The sequence below is a fragment of the Streptomyces sp. NPDC012508 genome, assembly GCF_042902595.1.
GTDB lineage: Bacteria > Actinomycetota > Actinomycetes > Streptomycetales > Streptomycetaceae > Streptomyces.
The window spans coordinates 470,065-485,588 of the sequence record NZ_JBIBEO010000002.1 but is presented as its reverse complement, the minus strand read 5'-3'; the positions used below and the strand labels follow the sequence as shown (position 1 = coordinate 485,588).

Here is a 15,524-nt window from a genome sequence, read left to right as displayed (position 1 = left end):
TGGGTTCCGTGACGTACGACGAAGGGCTGGCCCAGCGGATCCGGGACGGGCTCGGTGAGCGGCCGGACCTCACCGAGAAGAGCATGTTCGGCGGCCTGGCCTTCCGGCTCGGGGAACGTGACCGTGGGCGTGATCGGCGACGAGCTGATCGCCCGGGTGGGCCCTGAGCACGCCGAGGTGGCCCTGGCCCGCCCGGAGGCCCGCCCGATGGACTTCACGGGCAAGCCCATGCGCGGTTGGGTGACCATCGGCGGCCCCGCGCTCGCGGAGGATCAGGTCCTCGACCCCTGGATTACGACAGCCGTGGGTTTCGCGAGCACACTGCCGCCCAAGTGACGGGGGATCGAGGCAGGATGGCCAGCCTCGGACCTGCCGGTCCAGCAGCGACTTGAGGTGTGCCAGGTCCTTGCTCTGGGCGCGGCGCATCGCGGACGCAACCGCGGGGGCGGCGAGTGCGGCGAAGCCGCTGGGCTCGCCCCGGTTCCGCAGTGTCATGCGAGTGCGGTCGCCGGCTTCCCCGTGAGGTTCCCATGTGTAGGTGGTCTCCATGGGGAAGGTGCCCTCGCTGGTCCGCATCACCAGCCTCCGGCCCGGCTCGTAGGCGGTGATCTCGTAGGTGTAGGCGAGGCGCCGGCCGAGGAAGCGGGCGGTGAACGCGATCCGGGAGCCGATTGCGACGGGCGGCGGGGTCTGCCACGTGACGGAGTCGATGTTGGAGTACCACTCCGGGGCGTGCGAGGGGTCGGCCGCTCCGGAGGCGACCCGGTCGCACGGTACGGCGATCACCGTCTCGGTCAGGACGCTGGCCTTCATCGCGCCTGGTCCACAGCGAGCTCCCCTCCCCAGAGGCACGCGCCGCGCACGCCGGGGGCCGGCGCCACTACATCGGCCGGCTCGCGGTCCGGGCCCGGGGCGGCGACCCCGGCCCCGATGTCTGGACGGAGACGTCTTCGGGCTGACGCGTTCCGGTTCCGCGGCGTCGCCGCACGGCAGCGGCCGCGAGGACGAGGAGGGCCGCAAGGCCGTACGCGATCGCGGCAGTCGGCTCCCGGTGGTCGAAGACCCGGCCGAAGACGTAGACGGCTGGGCCGGCCAGGGCGACGCCGAGCCATTCCCAGCGTCCGTCCAGCGCGACGAGGGCGACCAGGAGCAGGGCGTACCAGGAATAGCCGGGCGTGAGGAGGGCGAAGGCCCAGCCGGTGACCAGGAGTGCGCCGCTCCATGGCCGGTGCGGGTCACCGCGCCACATCACATACAGGCACACGCCCGCCATGACGACGAGGACCACGGGGAGCGCCCAGCTGTCGGGCAGGACCAGGCGGAGCAGCGCGTACCGGGGTCCGTCCGCCGGGTCGTCGTAGCCTTCCTCCTCCACATAGCCGTCGAGGTAGCCGAAGACGGAACCGTCTGAGAGGAGGACGTACGGGAGGTAGGCGAGCGCGGTGAACGCGGCGGCGGGCAGCAGCACGACGGCCGCATCGCGGACGCGGCGGACTCCCGACAGCGCGCCCGGCAGGACGACGGCGGGCATGAGCTTGGTGGCGACAGCGGCGCCGAGGACCAGTCCGCCGGCCGAGCGACGGTCCGGAAGGACGGCGACGAGCCCTAGGCCGATCACGGCCAGCAGCGCCCCGAGGACGTCCACATGCGCGTTGTTGACCGCTTCGATGGGTACGACGGGGCACCACGCCCAGTACGCGGCCCGCCGCAGATCCGTGCCCCTGCGGCGCAGGATCAGCAGCACCGCACCGGTCACGCCCAGGGAGATCAGGCCGGAGCCGATCTGGAGCGGCTTGTGCCGGGCCCCTTCCGGGGAGAGGCTGTCTACGGCCAGGAAGTACGCCTCGGCCACGGGCGGGTAGATGGTGTGCACGGCGGGCCGGTTGAGACGCGTGCAGTGCTGTACCGGTCCGGGGTGCGGGATGCGGGCACGATCGGGGCCGGTGCAGGCCGCCCCCGTGGGAAATAGCCACGAGTCGCGCAGCCGGACCAGCTCCGGGTCCTGCGGAGCGTGGTCGTACGGGGAGACGCCGGCCGACTGGACACGGCCGTCCCAGGCGTATCGGTAGGAGTCGGTGCTGGTCCGGGGCGGCGCCACCAGTCCGGTCACCGTGACGGCGATCGCCCCGGCCACGAGCAGGGGCGCGACATGGGAGGACGGAGCCCGGCGCAGCGCGAGCAGAGCCCCGGCGAACAGCACCCAGCACGCCGCGTACCACCAGAACAGCCCGCCGGGGTCGGCGAAGTAGCCGTCGTACCGGATGGTGAGGACGAGGGCGGTGGTGAGTGCGGCGAGGGCCGTGGCGGTGAGGGCGGTGCGCGAGTTCACGTCCGCAGCGTTCCAGGAACAGTTCTGGAAGTGGGGTCGGGCGCCCCGCGCGTCCGTGTTTCGTAAGGTGTTCCGACCACCCACGGGGGCCTTGCCAGGGGTGTCATGGGCTCATGCGCTCAACTCCGCCTCCTGGACCGCCGATCACCTTCACGGCGCGTCTGCATGATGCCCGTACCGCGACCGCGATCGGCCGCTGGCTCGGGCTCGCCATCGTCGTCTGTTTCGCGACCGGCGTGCTCAGCCACTACCTCCAGCACCCGCCCGCCTGGCTCGCCGACCGGCTGCCGAGCCGCCCGTACTGGGGCTACCGGCTCACCCAGGGGCTGCACGTGGCCTCCGGCATAGCCGCGATCCCCTTGCTGATGGTCAAATTGTGGGCGGTCTACCCCCGACTCTTCACGTGGCCGCCGGTCCGGTCGGCCCGTCACGCGTTGGAGCGCCTCTCGGTGGCGGTGCTCGTCGCCGCGGGGATCTTCGAGCTGTTCACCGGACTGCTGAACACCTTCCAGTGGTACCCATGGCCGTTCTCTTTTGTGCCCGTGCACTACGCCGTCGCCTGGCTGCTGCTGGGAGCGCTGCTGCTCCACGTCGCCGTTCAATGGCCACAGATCCGGGACCACTTCACCCGCCGCTCACCCGGCACCATCGCTCTTCCCTCCGCCGACGGACCAGACCGCCGCCAGCTGCTGGCGGCCGTCGCGGCCGGGGTCGGCGCCGTCACGCTGACGACCGTCGGCCAGTCCGTCACCGCACTCGGCCCGCTGGAGCTGTTCGGCCCGCGCAGCCCGGACCACGGGCCGCAGGGACTGCCGGTCAACCGCACGGCCGCCGCGGCACGCGTCACCGAGGCGTCGCTGACCGACTGGCGGTTGACCGTCGCCGGGCCGCGCCCGTACAGCCTCACTCTGGAGGAACTGCGCGCGATGCCGCAGTACCAGGTGAGCCTGCCGATCGCATGTGTCGAGGGCTGGAGCAAGTCCGCCCGCTGGACGGGGGTACGGATGCGCGACCTGCTGCACCGGGCGGGCGGCGGCTCGGGGGCACGGTGCCGGGTGGTGTCACTGGAGGCGGCGGGCGCGTACCGGGTGATGGAGATGGGCCGCACGTACGCTCAGGACCCGCTCACCCTCTTGGCGTTGGGCCTGAACGGCGAAGTCCTGTCCCTGGACCACGGCTACCCGGCGCGGATCATCGCCCCGAACCGGCCCGGAGTGCTTCAGACCAAGTGGGTCGGCCGACTGGAGGTGCTGTGATGGTGTTCCGGTACGTGCTGGGCGGCTGTGGGATCGTCCTGATGGCCTTCGGCGGTGCCCTGGTGCTGGAGCAACCCGAGCCGTGGCGGGTCGGCGTGTGGCTCGCGGGCGGGGTCCTCGTGCACGACGGGCTGATCGCACCGCTCGTCTTCGCGATCGCCGCGCTCGCCGCGGCAGCGGGTCTGCGTCTGCGTGGAGTTCCGCGCGCCGCGTTGATCGTCGCGGGCTCGCTGACGGCCATCGCCCTGCCGCCGCTCCTACGCCCCGAAGGCGTGGCCAACGCGACGGTTCTGCCGCTGGACTACGCGCGGAACTGGCTTCTCGCGATGGCGGCCGTCGCGGTGATCACGGTCGCATACGTCGCGGTGCGCGCATGCCTGCTACGGGCGGCTCGGCGGCGGTGAGCCGGGGGCGATGCAGAAGGGGGCCGACGCGTGTTTCCGGCGTCGGCCCCCTTCACGTCGCGTCGTCAGCGGCGTAGGGCCACGAAGCTGCGGCCCGCGGCCTGCCAGGTGAGGGCGCGGGTCCAGCCGGCTTCCGGGGCCTCGGCGCACAGGGCCCGCGTGCCGAGCCGGGCCCACCGGAAGGGCGCTCCGCGGCCGCCGCGGCCGTCGTCGACGTGGACCTCGACGCGCTCGTCGACCTCGGTGGTGGCCACCTCGACCAGCAAGGAGCCGCTCGGTGAGGCCAGTCGGGCGGCGCGGCGCAGCAGGGCGGCCGGATCACCTCCGATGCCGATGTTGCCGTCGATGAGCAGCACGGTGTCCCAGCGGCCCTCACGAGGCAGGGGATCGAAGACCGATCTGCACAGGGCGCTGCCTCCCGCGCGGACTGTGCGGGCCACCGCCTCCGGGGTGACATCCACACCCAGAGCCCGGTGTCCGCGTGCGGCGAGGGCGGTGACGAGGCGGCCGGGTCCGCAGCCGATGTCCAGGACCGGGCCGTCGCAGCGGTCGAGGACGGTGGCGTCGGCCGCGTCGGGTTCGGCGCACCATCGCTCGACCTCCAGGGGCAGCAGCCAGCCGTCGCCTCGGCGCAGGTAGAGCGGGCCCCGGCCGGAGCGGAGGGCCTTGGCGTACGGGTCGGCACGCCAGGCGAGGGCGGGCTCGGTCAGCTGGGTGGTCATCGCGTCACCGCGCAGAGGCCACCGTGGAGGGTGGCGAAGCGTGTGCCGGGTATGGCGGCCGCGACCTGTGCCGCGTCGGCCGGGGTGTCCACGTCGCACAGCTCGGGCAGGTCCCGTACCGCGCGCCCGGACGCGGTCAGCCGTCGGCGCTGCTTCCGCCCGGTGTGCGCCACCGACATGGGGACGCCGAGGAGCAGCGCCGGGTCGGGCTCGGCCAGGCCGAGCGCCCAGAACCCGCCGTCGTCGGCGGGACCGAACCAGGCGTCGGTCTCGCTGAAGTCGAGGCCCTGGGCGAGGAGATCCGGGGTGACCTGGGGTGTGTCCATGCCGATGAGCAGGGTGGGTCCGTCGGCGTGGGAGAAGGCCGCGGCCAGTCGGACGTCGAGGCCGCCCGCGGTCTGCGGAACGACTTCGATGCCCTCGGGCACCCAGGACCCCGGTCGCCCGTCGAGCACCAGGACGCGGTGCCCGGCCGGAGTGGCGAGCACGGCTGCGAGGGTGTCCTCGAGTGCGGCACGTGCCAGATCGGCTGCCTGCTGCGGGGTGAAGTGCGGGGTGAGGCGGGTCTTGACCCGACCCGCCACGGGAGCCTTGGCGATGACGAGGAGGGTGCTCATACGGAGACCTCCCCGGCCGAGACGGACGGTGCGCCGGGCGGCTCCGCCAGGACCCGGCGCATGTCGCGTACGGCGTTCCAGGTGCCCCGCCAGGTCCCGGTGACCTTGGACTTGCCCGAGCGGGGCAGGTACGGGACGTCCGTCTCGGCGACCCGCCAGCCCGCGTCCGCGGCGCGCACCACCATTTGGAGCGGGTAGCCGCTGCGCCGGTCGGTCAGCCTCAGGCCGAGCAGGGCCTCCCGGCGTGCCACCCGCATCGGGCCGAGGTCGTGGAGCCGCAGGCCGGTGCGGTGGCGCAGCATCCGTGCGAGGGCGAGGTTCCCGGCGCGGGCGTGCGTGGGCCATGCGCCGAAGCCCTGCGGGCGGCGGCGGCCGAGCAGCAGGTCGGCCTCACCCGATGCCACCCGTGCGGCCATCGGGGCGAGCAGCCCCGGGTCCATGGAGGCGTCGCAGTCGCAGAAGCAGACCAAGTCGGCCCGCGCCGCGAGCAGCCCGGCGTGGCAGGCCGCACCGAAACCACGTCGGTTCTCGTGCACGACGGTCGCCCCGAGGCTTCGGGCGATCTCCGCGGAGCCGTCGGTCGACCCGTTGTCGACGACGATGGCCCGCCATCCGGCGGGCACGCGCCCCAACACCCAGGGGAGTGCTTCGGCCTCGTCGAGGCACGGCAGTACGAGGTCCGCGCGGGGCGGTGCGCAAGCAGATGAAGTCACCCTCCACACCGTAGGAACCGAGTAGCGGGAAATGGCTCTTCCACTCCTTACGAAACGCGGACGCAATCCCGGAGGAGGGGAACCCGCGCCGCACCCGGGCCCAGCCGGGTGACAACCTGGAGCCATGGCAGTGAGCGATGGGGAGAGTGCGTACGAAGGGCACCGGCCCGACGGCACCGACGAGATCGGTGCGCTGGGCGGTGTTCTCGTCGTGGACGATGATCCGACCGTCTCGGAGGTCGTGGCCGGGTATCTGAAGCGGGCCGGTTTCGCGGTTCGCCTGGCCGCGGACGGGCCGGCCGCGCTGCGCGCCGCCGAAGAGCTCCGGCCCGACCTCATGGTGCTCGACCTGATGCTGCCCGGTATGGACGGACTGGAGGTCTGCCGCCGACTGCGCGCACGGGAGAGCGGCACACGGCCCGTCCCGGTCATCATGCTGACCGCGCGCGGCGACGAGGACGACCGGATTCTGGGCCTGGAGGTGGGCGCGGACGACTACGTGACCAAGCCCTTCAGCCCGCGTGAGCTCGTCCTGCGCGTGCAGTCGGTCCTGCGCCGGGCGACGGCCGCCGCTCCGGCCGGTGAGCCACGCCTCGCCGCGGCGGGTCTGTCCTTGGATCCGGCGGCGCGTCGGGTCACCAAGAACGGCAGGGAACTCGCCCTCACCCTGAGGGAGTTCGATCTCCTCGCCTACTTCCTTCGGCACCCGGGGCAGGTCTGCCACCGGGAACGGCTGATGCGCGAGGTCTGGGGCTGGGACTTCGGAGACCTGTCCACCGTGACCGTCCACGTGCGCCGGCTCCGCGGAAAGGTTGAGGACGACCCGGCGAGCCCGCGACTGATCCAGACCGTCTGGGGCGTCGGCTACCGCTTCGAGGCGAGCCCGGCCACGGAGGCCGCGTCGGCTGCCGAGACGGCGGCCGGCCGTGCGTGACCTGCTGCTGATCGCCCTGTACGCCCTCCTCGGCGCAGGCGCCGCGGGGCTTCTGGGAGCCGTGGCGCTGCGCGTCCTCAGGCACCGGAGTCTCGCGGTGTCCCTCGCCGTCGTCGCCGCCGTCGCCGTGTCCGCGATGCTCGCCGGGACGCTCGCGGTGGCGTGGGCGATGTTCCTGTCCTCCCACGACCTGGCCGTGGTGACCATGGTCGTCGCGATGGCGGCCGCAGTGTCGCTGGCCACCGCGCTGCTCCTCGGCCGCCAGGTCGTACGACGATGCCGGGAACTCGTCCGTGCGGCCCGCGGTTTCGGGGAGCAGGGCTCGTTCACGCCACCGCTCGTACCCGCCCCCGCCGAGTTCGAGGCCCTGAGCCGCGAGCTCGCCCTCACCAGCGAACGGCTGGCCGCCTCCCGTGAACGCGAGCGGGCCCTGGAGACGTCCAGGCGCGAGCTCGTGGCCTGGATCTCGCACGACCTGCGCACCCCACTGGCCGGGCTGCGCGCCATGTCGGAGGCGCTGGAGGACGGCATGGCGGCCGATCCCGCCCGCTACCACCGCCAGATGCGCACCGAGGTCGACCGCCTCAACTCCATGGTCGGCGACCTCTTCGAGCTCTCCCGCATCCACGCCGGCGCGTTGTCCCTCAGTCCCACCCGGATGTCCCTCTACGACCTGGTCGGAGACGCCCTGGCCGGTGCCGACGCCCTTGCCCGGGAACACGGCGTGCGCCTGGCGGGCGAGAACGTCGCACCGCTCCCGGTGGAGGTGGACGGCAAGGAGATGACCCGAGTTCTCTCCAACCTCCTCGTGAACGCCATCCGCCACACCCCCGCCGACGGCACCGTCGCGATCGCCGCCGAAAGCCGCGCGGACTCCGTGGTGCTCTCGGTCACCGACGCCTGCGGAGGCATCCCCGAGGACGACCTCCCGCGCGTCTTCGACACCGGCTGGCGCGGTGCCCCGGCACGTACTCCCCCCTCGGGGGCGGGCCTCGGCCTGGCGATCGTCCGGGGCATCGTCGAGGCCCACGCGGGCCGGGCCGACGTCCGCAACGTCTCCGGCGGCTGCCGCTTCGAACTGACCCTGCCGGCACCGGCGGGGTAGCCGTTCCCTCCAGGTCAGCCCACTGCTGCCCTACGGCTGCCGGGCGAGCCCAGCCTCCCGCAGGGCCGGGCCCTCGCCCGTGAGCTCGGCCATCCCGTCGGCGAACGGCACCGTCGGGCGCCAGCCCAGCTCGCGGCACAGCCGCGCAGAGTCGGCGGTGATGTGCCGCACGTCGCCCAGCCGGTACTCGCCGGTGACGACCGGGTCCGGGCCTCCGCACGCGCCGGCCAGTGCCTGTGCCATGTCGCCGACGGTCCTTGGATCGCCGCTGCCGACGTTGTACGCGGCGAAGCCCGGCCCGTCCGCCAGAGCCTCCAGCGCCACCGCGTTGGCCGAGGCCACATCCCGTACGTGGACGAAGTCCCGCCGCTGTCCGCCGTCTTCGAAGACGCGCGGCGATTCGCCGCGCGCGAGCGCGGACCGGAACAGGGCGGCCACGCCCGCATACGGGGTGTCGCGGGGCATCCCCGGCCCGTAGACGTTGTGGTAGCGCAGCGAGATAGCGCGCCCGTCGATCGCCCGGGCCCACGAGGACGCGAGGTGCTCCTGCGCGAGCTTGGTGGTGGCATATACGTTCCGCGGGTCCATCGGCGCGTCCTCGGCGACCAGACCGGGTGCCAGGTCGGCACCACAGTCAGGACAGCGCGGCTCGAAACGACCGGCCTTCAGGTCGGCCTCGGCACGCGGACCGGGCCGGATCACGCCGTGCGTGGCACACTCGTACCGCCCCTCGCCGTAGACGACCATCGACCCGGCGAGCAGCAGCCCTCGTACGCCCGCCTCCGTCATCTGGGCCAGCAGCACCGCCGTACCGAGGTCGTTGACCGACACGTACCCGGGTGCGTCCCCGAAGTCCTTGCCCAGGCCCACCTTGGCCGCCTGGTGACAGACCGCGTCGACCCCGGCCAGGGCTTTCCGCACGGCAGCAGGATCCCGTACGTCCCGCCCGTCCTCCGTCATGTCGAAGACCACCGGGTCGTGCCCGCGTCCGATCAGCTCGGCGACGATGTGCGAGCCGATGAAGCCCGCTCCTCCAGTTACAAGTACGCGCATGCCTCGAAGCTATGCCGCCTCGGTTCCGGCGAGGTGCTCGACGGGCCGCGCGTCACGGATCCGTAAGAGGGTCCTCAGCCTTCCCTTCCAGTCTCATCAGTTCAGTAGCACAGGACAGGGACGCGTTGGATGAGGTTGTTGCCGAAACCTCCGCGGTTCCAGGGCTGTTCGAGGGGCTGGGTGCGGCCGGAGGAATCCGAGGCCCGGACCGCCAGGGTGTGGCTGCCTGGGGTGGCCGTCCATTCCGTGTGCCAGGCTTGCCAGGCGCCGGGGTGCTCCCCGGGAGGTGTGACCTCGGCGTCGGTCCACGTGTGCCCACCGTCTGGGCTGAACCGCACCCGTTCGATCGGCCCGTACCCTGACCAGGCACGCCCCTCCAGCCGCACGGACCCGGGGTGCACGACGCGGGTGCGGGACATGAAGTCCGGGAACCCGGGCGGGACGAGCAGGGCGCGTGGCGCCATCCGGGTGACCGGTTCGCCGGGCTCTTCCGGTTCCTGCCGGTAGCGGTAGGCGACCGTCTGTTGGAATCCGGTGAACGGGCTGTCGACGAGGGTGATGTCGCGCAGCCACTTCACATGGGCCATGCCGTACCAGCCTGGTACGACGAGCCGCAGTGGGTACCCGTGCTGTGGGGACAGGGGCGTGCCGTTCATGGCGTAGGCGATCAGCACGTCCTTGTCCGCCGGCAGCGGCAGACTGCGCTGATAGTCCTGCTCGACGCCTCGCTCCACGCCGTGGTCGGCGCCGGTGAACACGGCCTCGACCGCACCGGTCGCTGCTCCGGCCGCGTCGAGCACCGAGCGCAGCGGTACGCCTGTCCAGTCGGCGGTGCCCACGGCCTCGACCAGCCAGGGTTGGCTGACGGGTCGGGGTGAGAGCCGTGCCCGGCCGTTGCCCGCGCACTCCATCGTGACCCGGCGGGTGATGGTGGGGAGCGTACGGAGGGCGGCCAGGTCGAGGCTGAGGGGCGTGCGTACCTTTCCTCCGACGGACAGGCGCCATGCTTCGCCGTCCGCTTCGGGGATGTCGTAGTGGACCAGCACGTAGTGCATTCCGGCCGGTGTGATCTCGTAGCGCAAAGCCTCCAGCGGCAGCCCGTGGTTGCGCGCAGCAAGCTGCAGTTCGTCCGCGCCGATGCCTTCACCGGCATCCGCCAGACGCCCCGGGGCGTCTGGCGGATGCCGGTGAAGGCATCGGCCAGACGCCCCGGGGCGCTGATGTCTCGCAGAGACGGCCGCTGCATCTCTCCATGGTCGCGCGCGGCGCTCCGCTCGGCACCTCCTGCGACGGGGGCGGCGGTGCGGGTGCCGAGGTAGATCGCCTGCATGGTCTCCAGCCGGCCTACGATCGCCGACTTCAGCCAGCCGACCGAGGCCCGCGCCTCTTCCTTGTATCCGCAGGAGAGGAGGGCCTCGACGGTCAGGGCGGAGTCCTTCCGTACGCCAGCGCTAGGTATGTGGGATGGCGGGCGCGAGGTAAGCGCCGTGCACCCTCTCATGCACTACGCGCATCCGGGCCGTAGCCGAAGAATTCTGTGCCGTTGCCTTCCGATACCACGTCCGCTGATTGGCTTGCCGACCGTTGGATGAGGTCTGCGGCCCTCCAGGGATCCAGAGAGCAGCCGAGCCGCTAGGGAACTGCGCGAGATCATGAAGCTTCCGCCAGGGCACATGCGACAGCCCGGGACTTCGTCAGGGAGCCTGGAGGGCATGACACAAGCGGCGGCCCCGGGCGGGTTCGACGAGTCCGAGATGTACCAGGTTCTAGAGCGCGGATGCGCGGAGGCTCGCCTCGACGGCCGTGGTGCGCGGCTCCTTCGCGGACACACCAACGCAGTCGTGCTCCTCGACAAGGAGCAGGTGGTAGTCAGGATCGCCCGCAAGGGCACCGCAATCGACGACGTCACGCGTACGGTTTCGTTCGCTGGCTGGTGGAGGCGGGCTTCCCCACAGTCCCCTCCACCCGGTCGAGCAACCAGTCGTCGTGAACGGGCATGCCGTCACCTTCTGGACCTACCTACCGCAGCCCGAGCACCCCGTCGAGGCCCAGCAACTCGCCAAACCCCTGCACGCCCTACACACACTGGGCTCGCCTCCACTCGACTTCCCGGAGCACGACTACATCCGTGCCATCCGTCGCTCCCTCGCCGACATCACCTGCCTGCCGGCGGCCTCACTCCGCCACATCGAAGACGAGACCGACCGCCTCGAAGAGCAACTTCACGAAGTGCAGTTCGCCCTCGCTCCCGGGCTGACTCAAGGCGATCCACAGCACCGGAACGCTCTGCACACCACCGACGGAGGCGCCGTGTTGTGCGACTGGGACACGATCGCCTGCGGCCAGCCGGAATGGGACCTCGTCACCGTCGAAGTCCACTGCAGGCGATTCGGCTTTGGACGCGCCCACTACGGAGCCTTCGCGGAAAAATACGGGTGGGACGTCACTGCGTGGCCCGGATACCAGACCCTTCGAGACATCCGAGAACTACGCATGATCACCACGAACGCCCGAAAGGTTCACCATGCCCCGGGTCCCTGGCTGAGGTGCACCGGCGGGTCGCGGGTCTGGGGAAGCGGGACGAGCGGCTCCGGTGGAACATCCTGTGATGCCGTTCGCAGGCAGGTGCTGAGGGCTGCGGTGAGCGGCGTTGCGCTTTCCGGTATTCGCCCACAGCAGATGAGAAGGAATCCCAAAGGGCTGGAACCCTCTCCGGGGCTATGTCAACGTACAACACCCCTGAGGAACAGGGCCGGAAGCGGCCGACCGGGTTACTCGATCAGGATTCCATTCTGCTGCTGCACACGCTTCGATCGGTTCGATTGACTAGCTCTGTCGCGGGTGGTGTGAATGCCCCCTTTCGATTCGTATCAGCTGGCCTCCTGCGCGCAGACCGTGTAGGGGGAAGAGCGGCAAAGGCGTCAGTCGTGCGCGGAACATAGCCGATGATCCCCGGTTGGCCAAACCGGGGATCATCGCGACCATTGATGTTCGTCCGTCTCGGCCGTGCTTGGCAGTGGAGCCGGCGGACGCGCTTTCCCGGGACTGCACAGTGCTGCCTTGCGACCTCCACCTGTGTAGCCCTTCCTGTTCCCCGACTGAAAGGAAGAAATGGCTCGTCCCCCTGCGCTGAAACTCGCTGAGGTCCTGGCGGAGATTCGCATGAGTCCGTCGGCGTTCTACCGTCTGCGTGCCCGCAACCAGGCTCCTCGCATGATCAAGCTGCCGAACGACGAACTCCGTTGCCGTCGTGCCGACCTTGACGCCTGGTGGCAGGCGTGCGAAAGGGATACGCCTGAATGGCGATGAGTTACAAGGTCCGCTTCTGGGACATCCGGGAGCGGCCCAAGCGTCGCAAGCCGTTCGAGGTCCGATGGACGGTCAACGGCCGCGAGCGGTCGGAGTCCTTCATTACCAAGGGGCTGGCCGAGAGCCGTCGCGCGAAGCTCATGACGGCCGCGCGGGACGGTGAGGCGTTCGACGAGCAGACTGGTCTGCCGGCTTCCGAGATCCGTGCCATTAGGCAGCGGACCACCTGGTACGACCTGGCTCATGCCTACATCGATGAGCGATGGGACCGAACGCCTGGCAACACCCGTCGTACTCTCGCTGATGCACTCGCCACCATCACGCCCGCGCTGGTGCGGCGCGAAGCGCGCTACTCGGAGCCGAGGGTTCTGCGGCGCGCGCTGTATTCATGGGCGTTCAACAAGCGCGCCTGGGAGAGTGAGCCGTCCGCCGAATGGCAGCATGCCCTCGACTGGATGCAGCGGCACTCCCTGCCCATCAGTGAGCTGATGGAACCAGATGTCGTGCGCAGGGCGTTGGACGCGCTTGGCCGGAAGATCGACGGAGAGTCCGCCGCGGCGAAGACTGCCCTGCGGAAACGATCGGCCTTCAGTGAGGTCCTCGGAACTGCCGTCGACAAGGGATACTTCGCGGAGAATCCGCTCGCAAGGGTCAAGTGGCAGGTTCCTGGGGTGAGTGAGGAAGTGGACCCGGCATGCGTGCCGAACCCGACCCAGGATGCTCGCCTGCTGACCGCTGTTGGCAAACAACGGGGACGCGGCCCGCACCTTGAGGCGTTCTTCGGCTGCATGTACTACGCGGCCATGCGTCCGGCGGAGGTCATCCACCTGCAGATCTCACGGTGCCATCTGCCGAAGAGTGGCTGGGGCATGCTCAACCTGAGCGGAGGTGTCGTCACGGCAGGCAAGGAGTGGACGGGCGATGGCTCGGTCCACGAAGTGCACTCCTTGAAGCGGCGAGCCGTCAAGGCCACGCGCCCCGTGCCGATACCGCCGTCGTTCGTGCACACACTGCGAAATCACGTCGATCGCTTCGGCGTTGCGCCCGATGGTCGAGTTTTTCGAAATGCGGCCGACGGCTACGTGGACGCAGCAGCCTACGGCAAGACATGGGAGCGGGCCCGTAAGAAGGCCCTGGCTCCCAATGAGCAGCCGTCGCTCCTCGCCAAGAGGCCCTATGACCTCCGGCATGCCGGTATCTCGTTCTGGCTGCACTCCGGCGTGGATCCTGCCGAATGCGCGCGCCGGCTGGCCAGAGCATCCAAGTGCTCTTCCAGCACTACGCCAAGTTCCTGGACGGTGTTCAGGAGCATTCCAATCGGCTCATCGAGGAGTCGATGCAGGAGTGGAGCCGGCGCAGCGAGGACAGCAGCCCCAAGGGCTGAGCCGCAATCTGGCCCGTGTATGGCCCGGAACTGCTGGTCAGGACTGGGATACGGGTGGGATGAACTGGAAGAAGAGGAGTATTTCGACGCCTCCCCCATGGGAAGGGCCGGGCGCTCCAAGAAGGCGCCTGACCCGGGAAAACCCCAGGTCAGGCGCCTTCTTCCGTTCCGCTAGAAGAAGCCCAGCTTCTTCGGGGAGTAGCTCACCAGCAGGTTCTTCGTCTGCTGGTAGTGGTCCAGCATCATCTTGTGGGTCTCGCGGCCGATGCCCGACTGCTTGTAGCCGCCGAACGCCGCGTGTGCCGGGTACGCGTGGTAGCAGTTCGTCCAGACGCGGCCCGCCTGGATCGCGCGGCCCGCGCGGTAGGCCGTGTTGCCGTCGCGGGTCCAGACTCCCGCGCCGAGGCCGTAGAGCGTGTCGTTCGCCGTGCGGATCGCGTCGTCGAAGTCCGTGAAGGAGGTCACCGCGACGACCGGGCCGAAGATCTCCTCCTGGAAGATCCGCATACGGTTGTCGCCTTCGAGGATCGTCGGCTGTACGTAGTAGCCGCCCGCCAACTCGCCGCCGTGTTCGATGCGCTGACCGCCCGTCAGGATCTTCGCTCCCTCCTGCTGGCCGATGTCCAGGTACGAGAGGATCTTCTGGAGCTGGTCGTTCGAGGCCTGGGCGCCGATCATCGTGTCCGTGTCCAGCGGGTGGCCCGGGACGATCCGTTCCGTGCGGGCGACCGCCGCCTCCAGGAACTCGCTGTAGTGGCCGCGCTGGATCAGGGCGCGTGACGGGCACGTGCACACCTCGCCCTGGTTCAGGGCGAACATGGTGAAGCCCTCCAGTGCCTTGTCGCGGAAGTCGTCGTCCGCCGCCCACACGTCGTCGAAGAAGATGTTCGGCGACTTGCCGCCCAGCTCCAGCGTGACCGGCTTGATGTTCTCCGAGGCGTACTGCATGATCAGCCGGCCCGTCGTCGTCTCACCCGTGAAGGCGATCTTCGCGACGCGCGGCGACGACGCGAGCGGCTTGCCCGCCTCCACGCCGAAGCCGTTGACGATGTTCACCAGGCCCGGCGGCAGCAGGTCGGCGACCAGGCTCATCCAGAAGTGCACGGACGCCGGGGTCTGTTCGGCCGGCTTGAGGACCACCGCGTTGCCCGCCGCCAGCGCCGGGGCCAGCTTCCAGACCGCCATCAGGATGGGGAAGTTCCACGGGATGATCTGCGCGACGACCCCGAGCGGCTCATGGAAGTGGTACGCGACGGTGTCGTCGTCGATCTCGCTCAGCGCGCCCTCCTGGCCGCGCAACGCCCCCGCGAAGTAGCGGAAGTGGTCGATCGCGAGCGGGATGTCGGCGGCCAGCGTCTCGCGGACCGGCTTGCCGTTCTCCCAGCTCTCCGCGACCGCCAGCTCCTCCAGATGTGCCTCCATCCGGTCGGCGATCCGCAGGAGGACCCCGGCGCGCTCCCCGGGCGCCGTACGGCCCCACGCCGGGGCCGCCGCGTGCGCCGCGTCCAGGGCGCTCTCCACGTCCTCGGCCGTGCCGCGGGCGACCTCGGTGAAGGGACGGCCGTCGACCGGGCTCGGGTTCTCGAAGTACTGCCCCCGGACCGGGGCCACGTACTCACCGCCGATCCAGTGGTCGTAGCGGGCCTGGTACGACATGATCGCGCCCTCGGTACCGGGTGCGGCGTAACGGGTCATGGA

14 protein-coding genes and 1 pseudogene are annotated in these 15,524 nt (G+C 70.5%); 7 read left to right on the top strand and 8 right to left on the bottom strand.

Annotated features, from left to right (window positions below):
* Window positions 1–123: 123 nt before the first annotated feature.
* Window positions 124–336 (top strand): hypothetical protein, encoded by a 213-nt coding sequence (locus ACFY8U_RS08260; RefSeq protein WP_389567286.1) that lies wholly within the window; start codon window positions 124–126, stop codon window positions 334–336.
* Between the two features lie 54 nt (window positions 337–390).
* Here ACFY8U_RS08260 and ACFY8U_RS08255 read toward each other — a convergent pair.
* Together ACFY8U_RS08255 and ACFY8U_RS08250 are read right to left on the bottom strand one after the other, a co-directional pair.
* Window positions 391–813, bottom strand: a pseudogene (locus tag ACFY8U_RS08255) (SRPBCC family protein); the annotation flags it as partial.
* A gap of 67 nt (window positions 814–880) precedes the next feature.
* Window positions 881–2,329 carry a glycosyltransferase 87 family protein gene (locus ACFY8U_RS08250; protein ID WP_389567283.1) on the bottom strand — a complete coding sequence of 483 codons (1,449 nt, stop codon included), beginning with the start codon at window positions 2,327–2,329 and terminating at the stop codon, window positions 881–883.
* A gap of 113 nt (window positions 2,330–2,442) precedes the next feature.
* Here ACFY8U_RS08250 and ACFY8U_RS08245 point away from each other — a divergent pair, with 113 nt between their 5' ends.
* Window positions 2,443–3,585 (top strand): molybdopterin-dependent oxidoreductase, encoded by a 1,143-nt coding sequence (locus tag ACFY8U_RS08245; RefSeq protein WP_389567280.1) that lies wholly within the window; start codon window positions 2,443–2,445, stop codon window positions 3,583–3,585.
* Window positions 3,585–3,989 (top strand): hypothetical protein, encoded by a 405-nt coding sequence (locus ACFY8U_RS08240; RefSeq protein WP_389567279.1) that lies wholly within the window; start codon window positions 3,585–3,587, stop codon window positions 3,987–3,989. Before ACFY8U_RS08245 ends, ACFY8U_RS08240 begins: the two co-directional genes overlap by 1 nt.
* Window positions 3,990–4,054: 65 nt before the next feature.
* On the opposite strand, the gene ACFY8U_RS08235 is transcribed toward ACFY8U_RS08240, so the two are convergent.
* The 3 genes from ACFY8U_RS08235 to ACFY8U_RS08225 are packed head-to-tail and all read right to left on the bottom strand — an operon-like array spanning window position 4,055 to window position 6,041.
* Window positions 4,055–4,711, bottom strand: a complete 657-nt coding sequence (locus tag ACFY8U_RS08235; RefSeq protein WP_389567275.1) for a class I SAM-dependent methyltransferase — start codon at window positions 4,709–4,711, stop codon at window positions 4,055–4,057.
* Window positions 4,708–5,328, bottom strand: a complete 621-nt coding sequence (locus tag ACFY8U_RS08230) for a DUF2064 domain-containing protein (protein WP_389567272.1) — start codon at window positions 5,326–5,328, stop codon at window positions 4,708–4,710. Before ACFY8U_RS08230 ends, ACFY8U_RS08235 begins: the two co-directional genes overlap by 4 nt.
* Window positions 5,325–6,041: a glycosyltransferase family 2 protein gene (locus ACFY8U_RS08225; protein WP_389567269.1), complete on the bottom strand. Its 717-nt coding sequence runs from the start codon at window positions 6,039–6,041 to the stop codon at window positions 5,325–5,327. Before ACFY8U_RS08225 ends, ACFY8U_RS08230 begins: the two co-directional genes overlap by 4 nt.
* Before the next feature lie 124 nt (window positions 6,042–6,165).
* Between ACFY8U_RS08225 and ACFY8U_RS08220 the strand changes: the two genes are divergently transcribed.
* Together ACFY8U_RS08220 and ACFY8U_RS08215 are read left to right on the top strand one after the other, a co-directional pair.
* Window positions 6,166–6,975, top strand: a complete 810-nt coding sequence (locus tag ACFY8U_RS08220; protein ID WP_389567266.1) for a response regulator transcription factor — start codon at window positions 6,166–6,168, stop codon at window positions 6,973–6,975.
* Window positions 6,968–8,080, top strand: a complete 1,113-nt coding sequence (locus ACFY8U_RS08215; protein WP_389567264.1) for a sensor histidine kinase — start codon at window positions 6,968–6,970, stop codon at window positions 8,078–8,080. Before ACFY8U_RS08220 ends, ACFY8U_RS08215 begins: the two co-directional genes overlap by 8 nt.
* 30 nt (window positions 8,081–8,110) lie before the next feature.
* Here ACFY8U_RS08215 and ACFY8U_RS08210 read toward each other — a convergent pair whose 3' ends face one another.
* Together ACFY8U_RS08210 and ACFY8U_RS08205 are read right to left on the bottom strand one after the other, a co-directional pair.
* Window positions 8,111–9,133 (bottom strand): NAD-dependent epimerase/dehydratase family protein, encoded by a 1,023-nt coding sequence (locus ACFY8U_RS08210; protein WP_389567261.1) that lies wholly within the window; start codon window positions 9,131–9,133, stop codon window positions 8,111–8,113.
* A 101-nt stretch (window positions 9,134–9,234) separates the two neighbouring features.
* Window positions 9,235–10,188: a sulfite oxidase gene (locus ACFY8U_RS08205; protein WP_389567258.1), complete on the bottom strand. Its 954-nt coding sequence runs from the start codon at window positions 10,186–10,188 to the stop codon at window positions 9,235–9,237.
* A 2,056-nt stretch (window positions 10,189–12,244) separates the two neighbouring features.
* On the opposite strand from ACFY8U_RS08205, the gene ACFY8U_RS08200 reads away from it, so the two are divergent.
* Window positions 12,245–12,442 (top strand): helix-turn-helix transcriptional regulator, encoded by a 198-nt coding sequence (locus ACFY8U_RS08200; protein WP_389567255.1) that lies wholly within the window; start codon window positions 12,245–12,247, stop codon window positions 12,440–12,442.
* Entirely contained in the window at window positions 12,439–14,001 is a 1,563-nt protein-coding gene (gene xerC, locus ACFY8U_RS08195; protein ID WP_389567252.1) for a tyrosine recombinase XerC, read from the top strand. Before ACFY8U_RS08200 ends, xerC begins: the two co-directional genes overlap by 4 nt.
* On the opposite strand, the gene ACFY8U_RS08190 is transcribed toward xerC, so the two are convergent.
* The gene (locus tag ACFY8U_RS08190; RefSeq protein ID WP_389567249.1) at window positions 13,998–15,521 is read right to left on the bottom strand and encodes an aldehyde dehydrogenase family protein; all 1,524 of its coding nucleotides are present in this window, start codon (window positions 15,519–15,521) and stop codon (window positions 13,998–14,000) included. The two genes, xerC and ACFY8U_RS08190, sit on opposite strands and share 4 nt — an antisense overlap.
* Window positions 15,522–15,524: the final 3 nt, after the last annotated feature.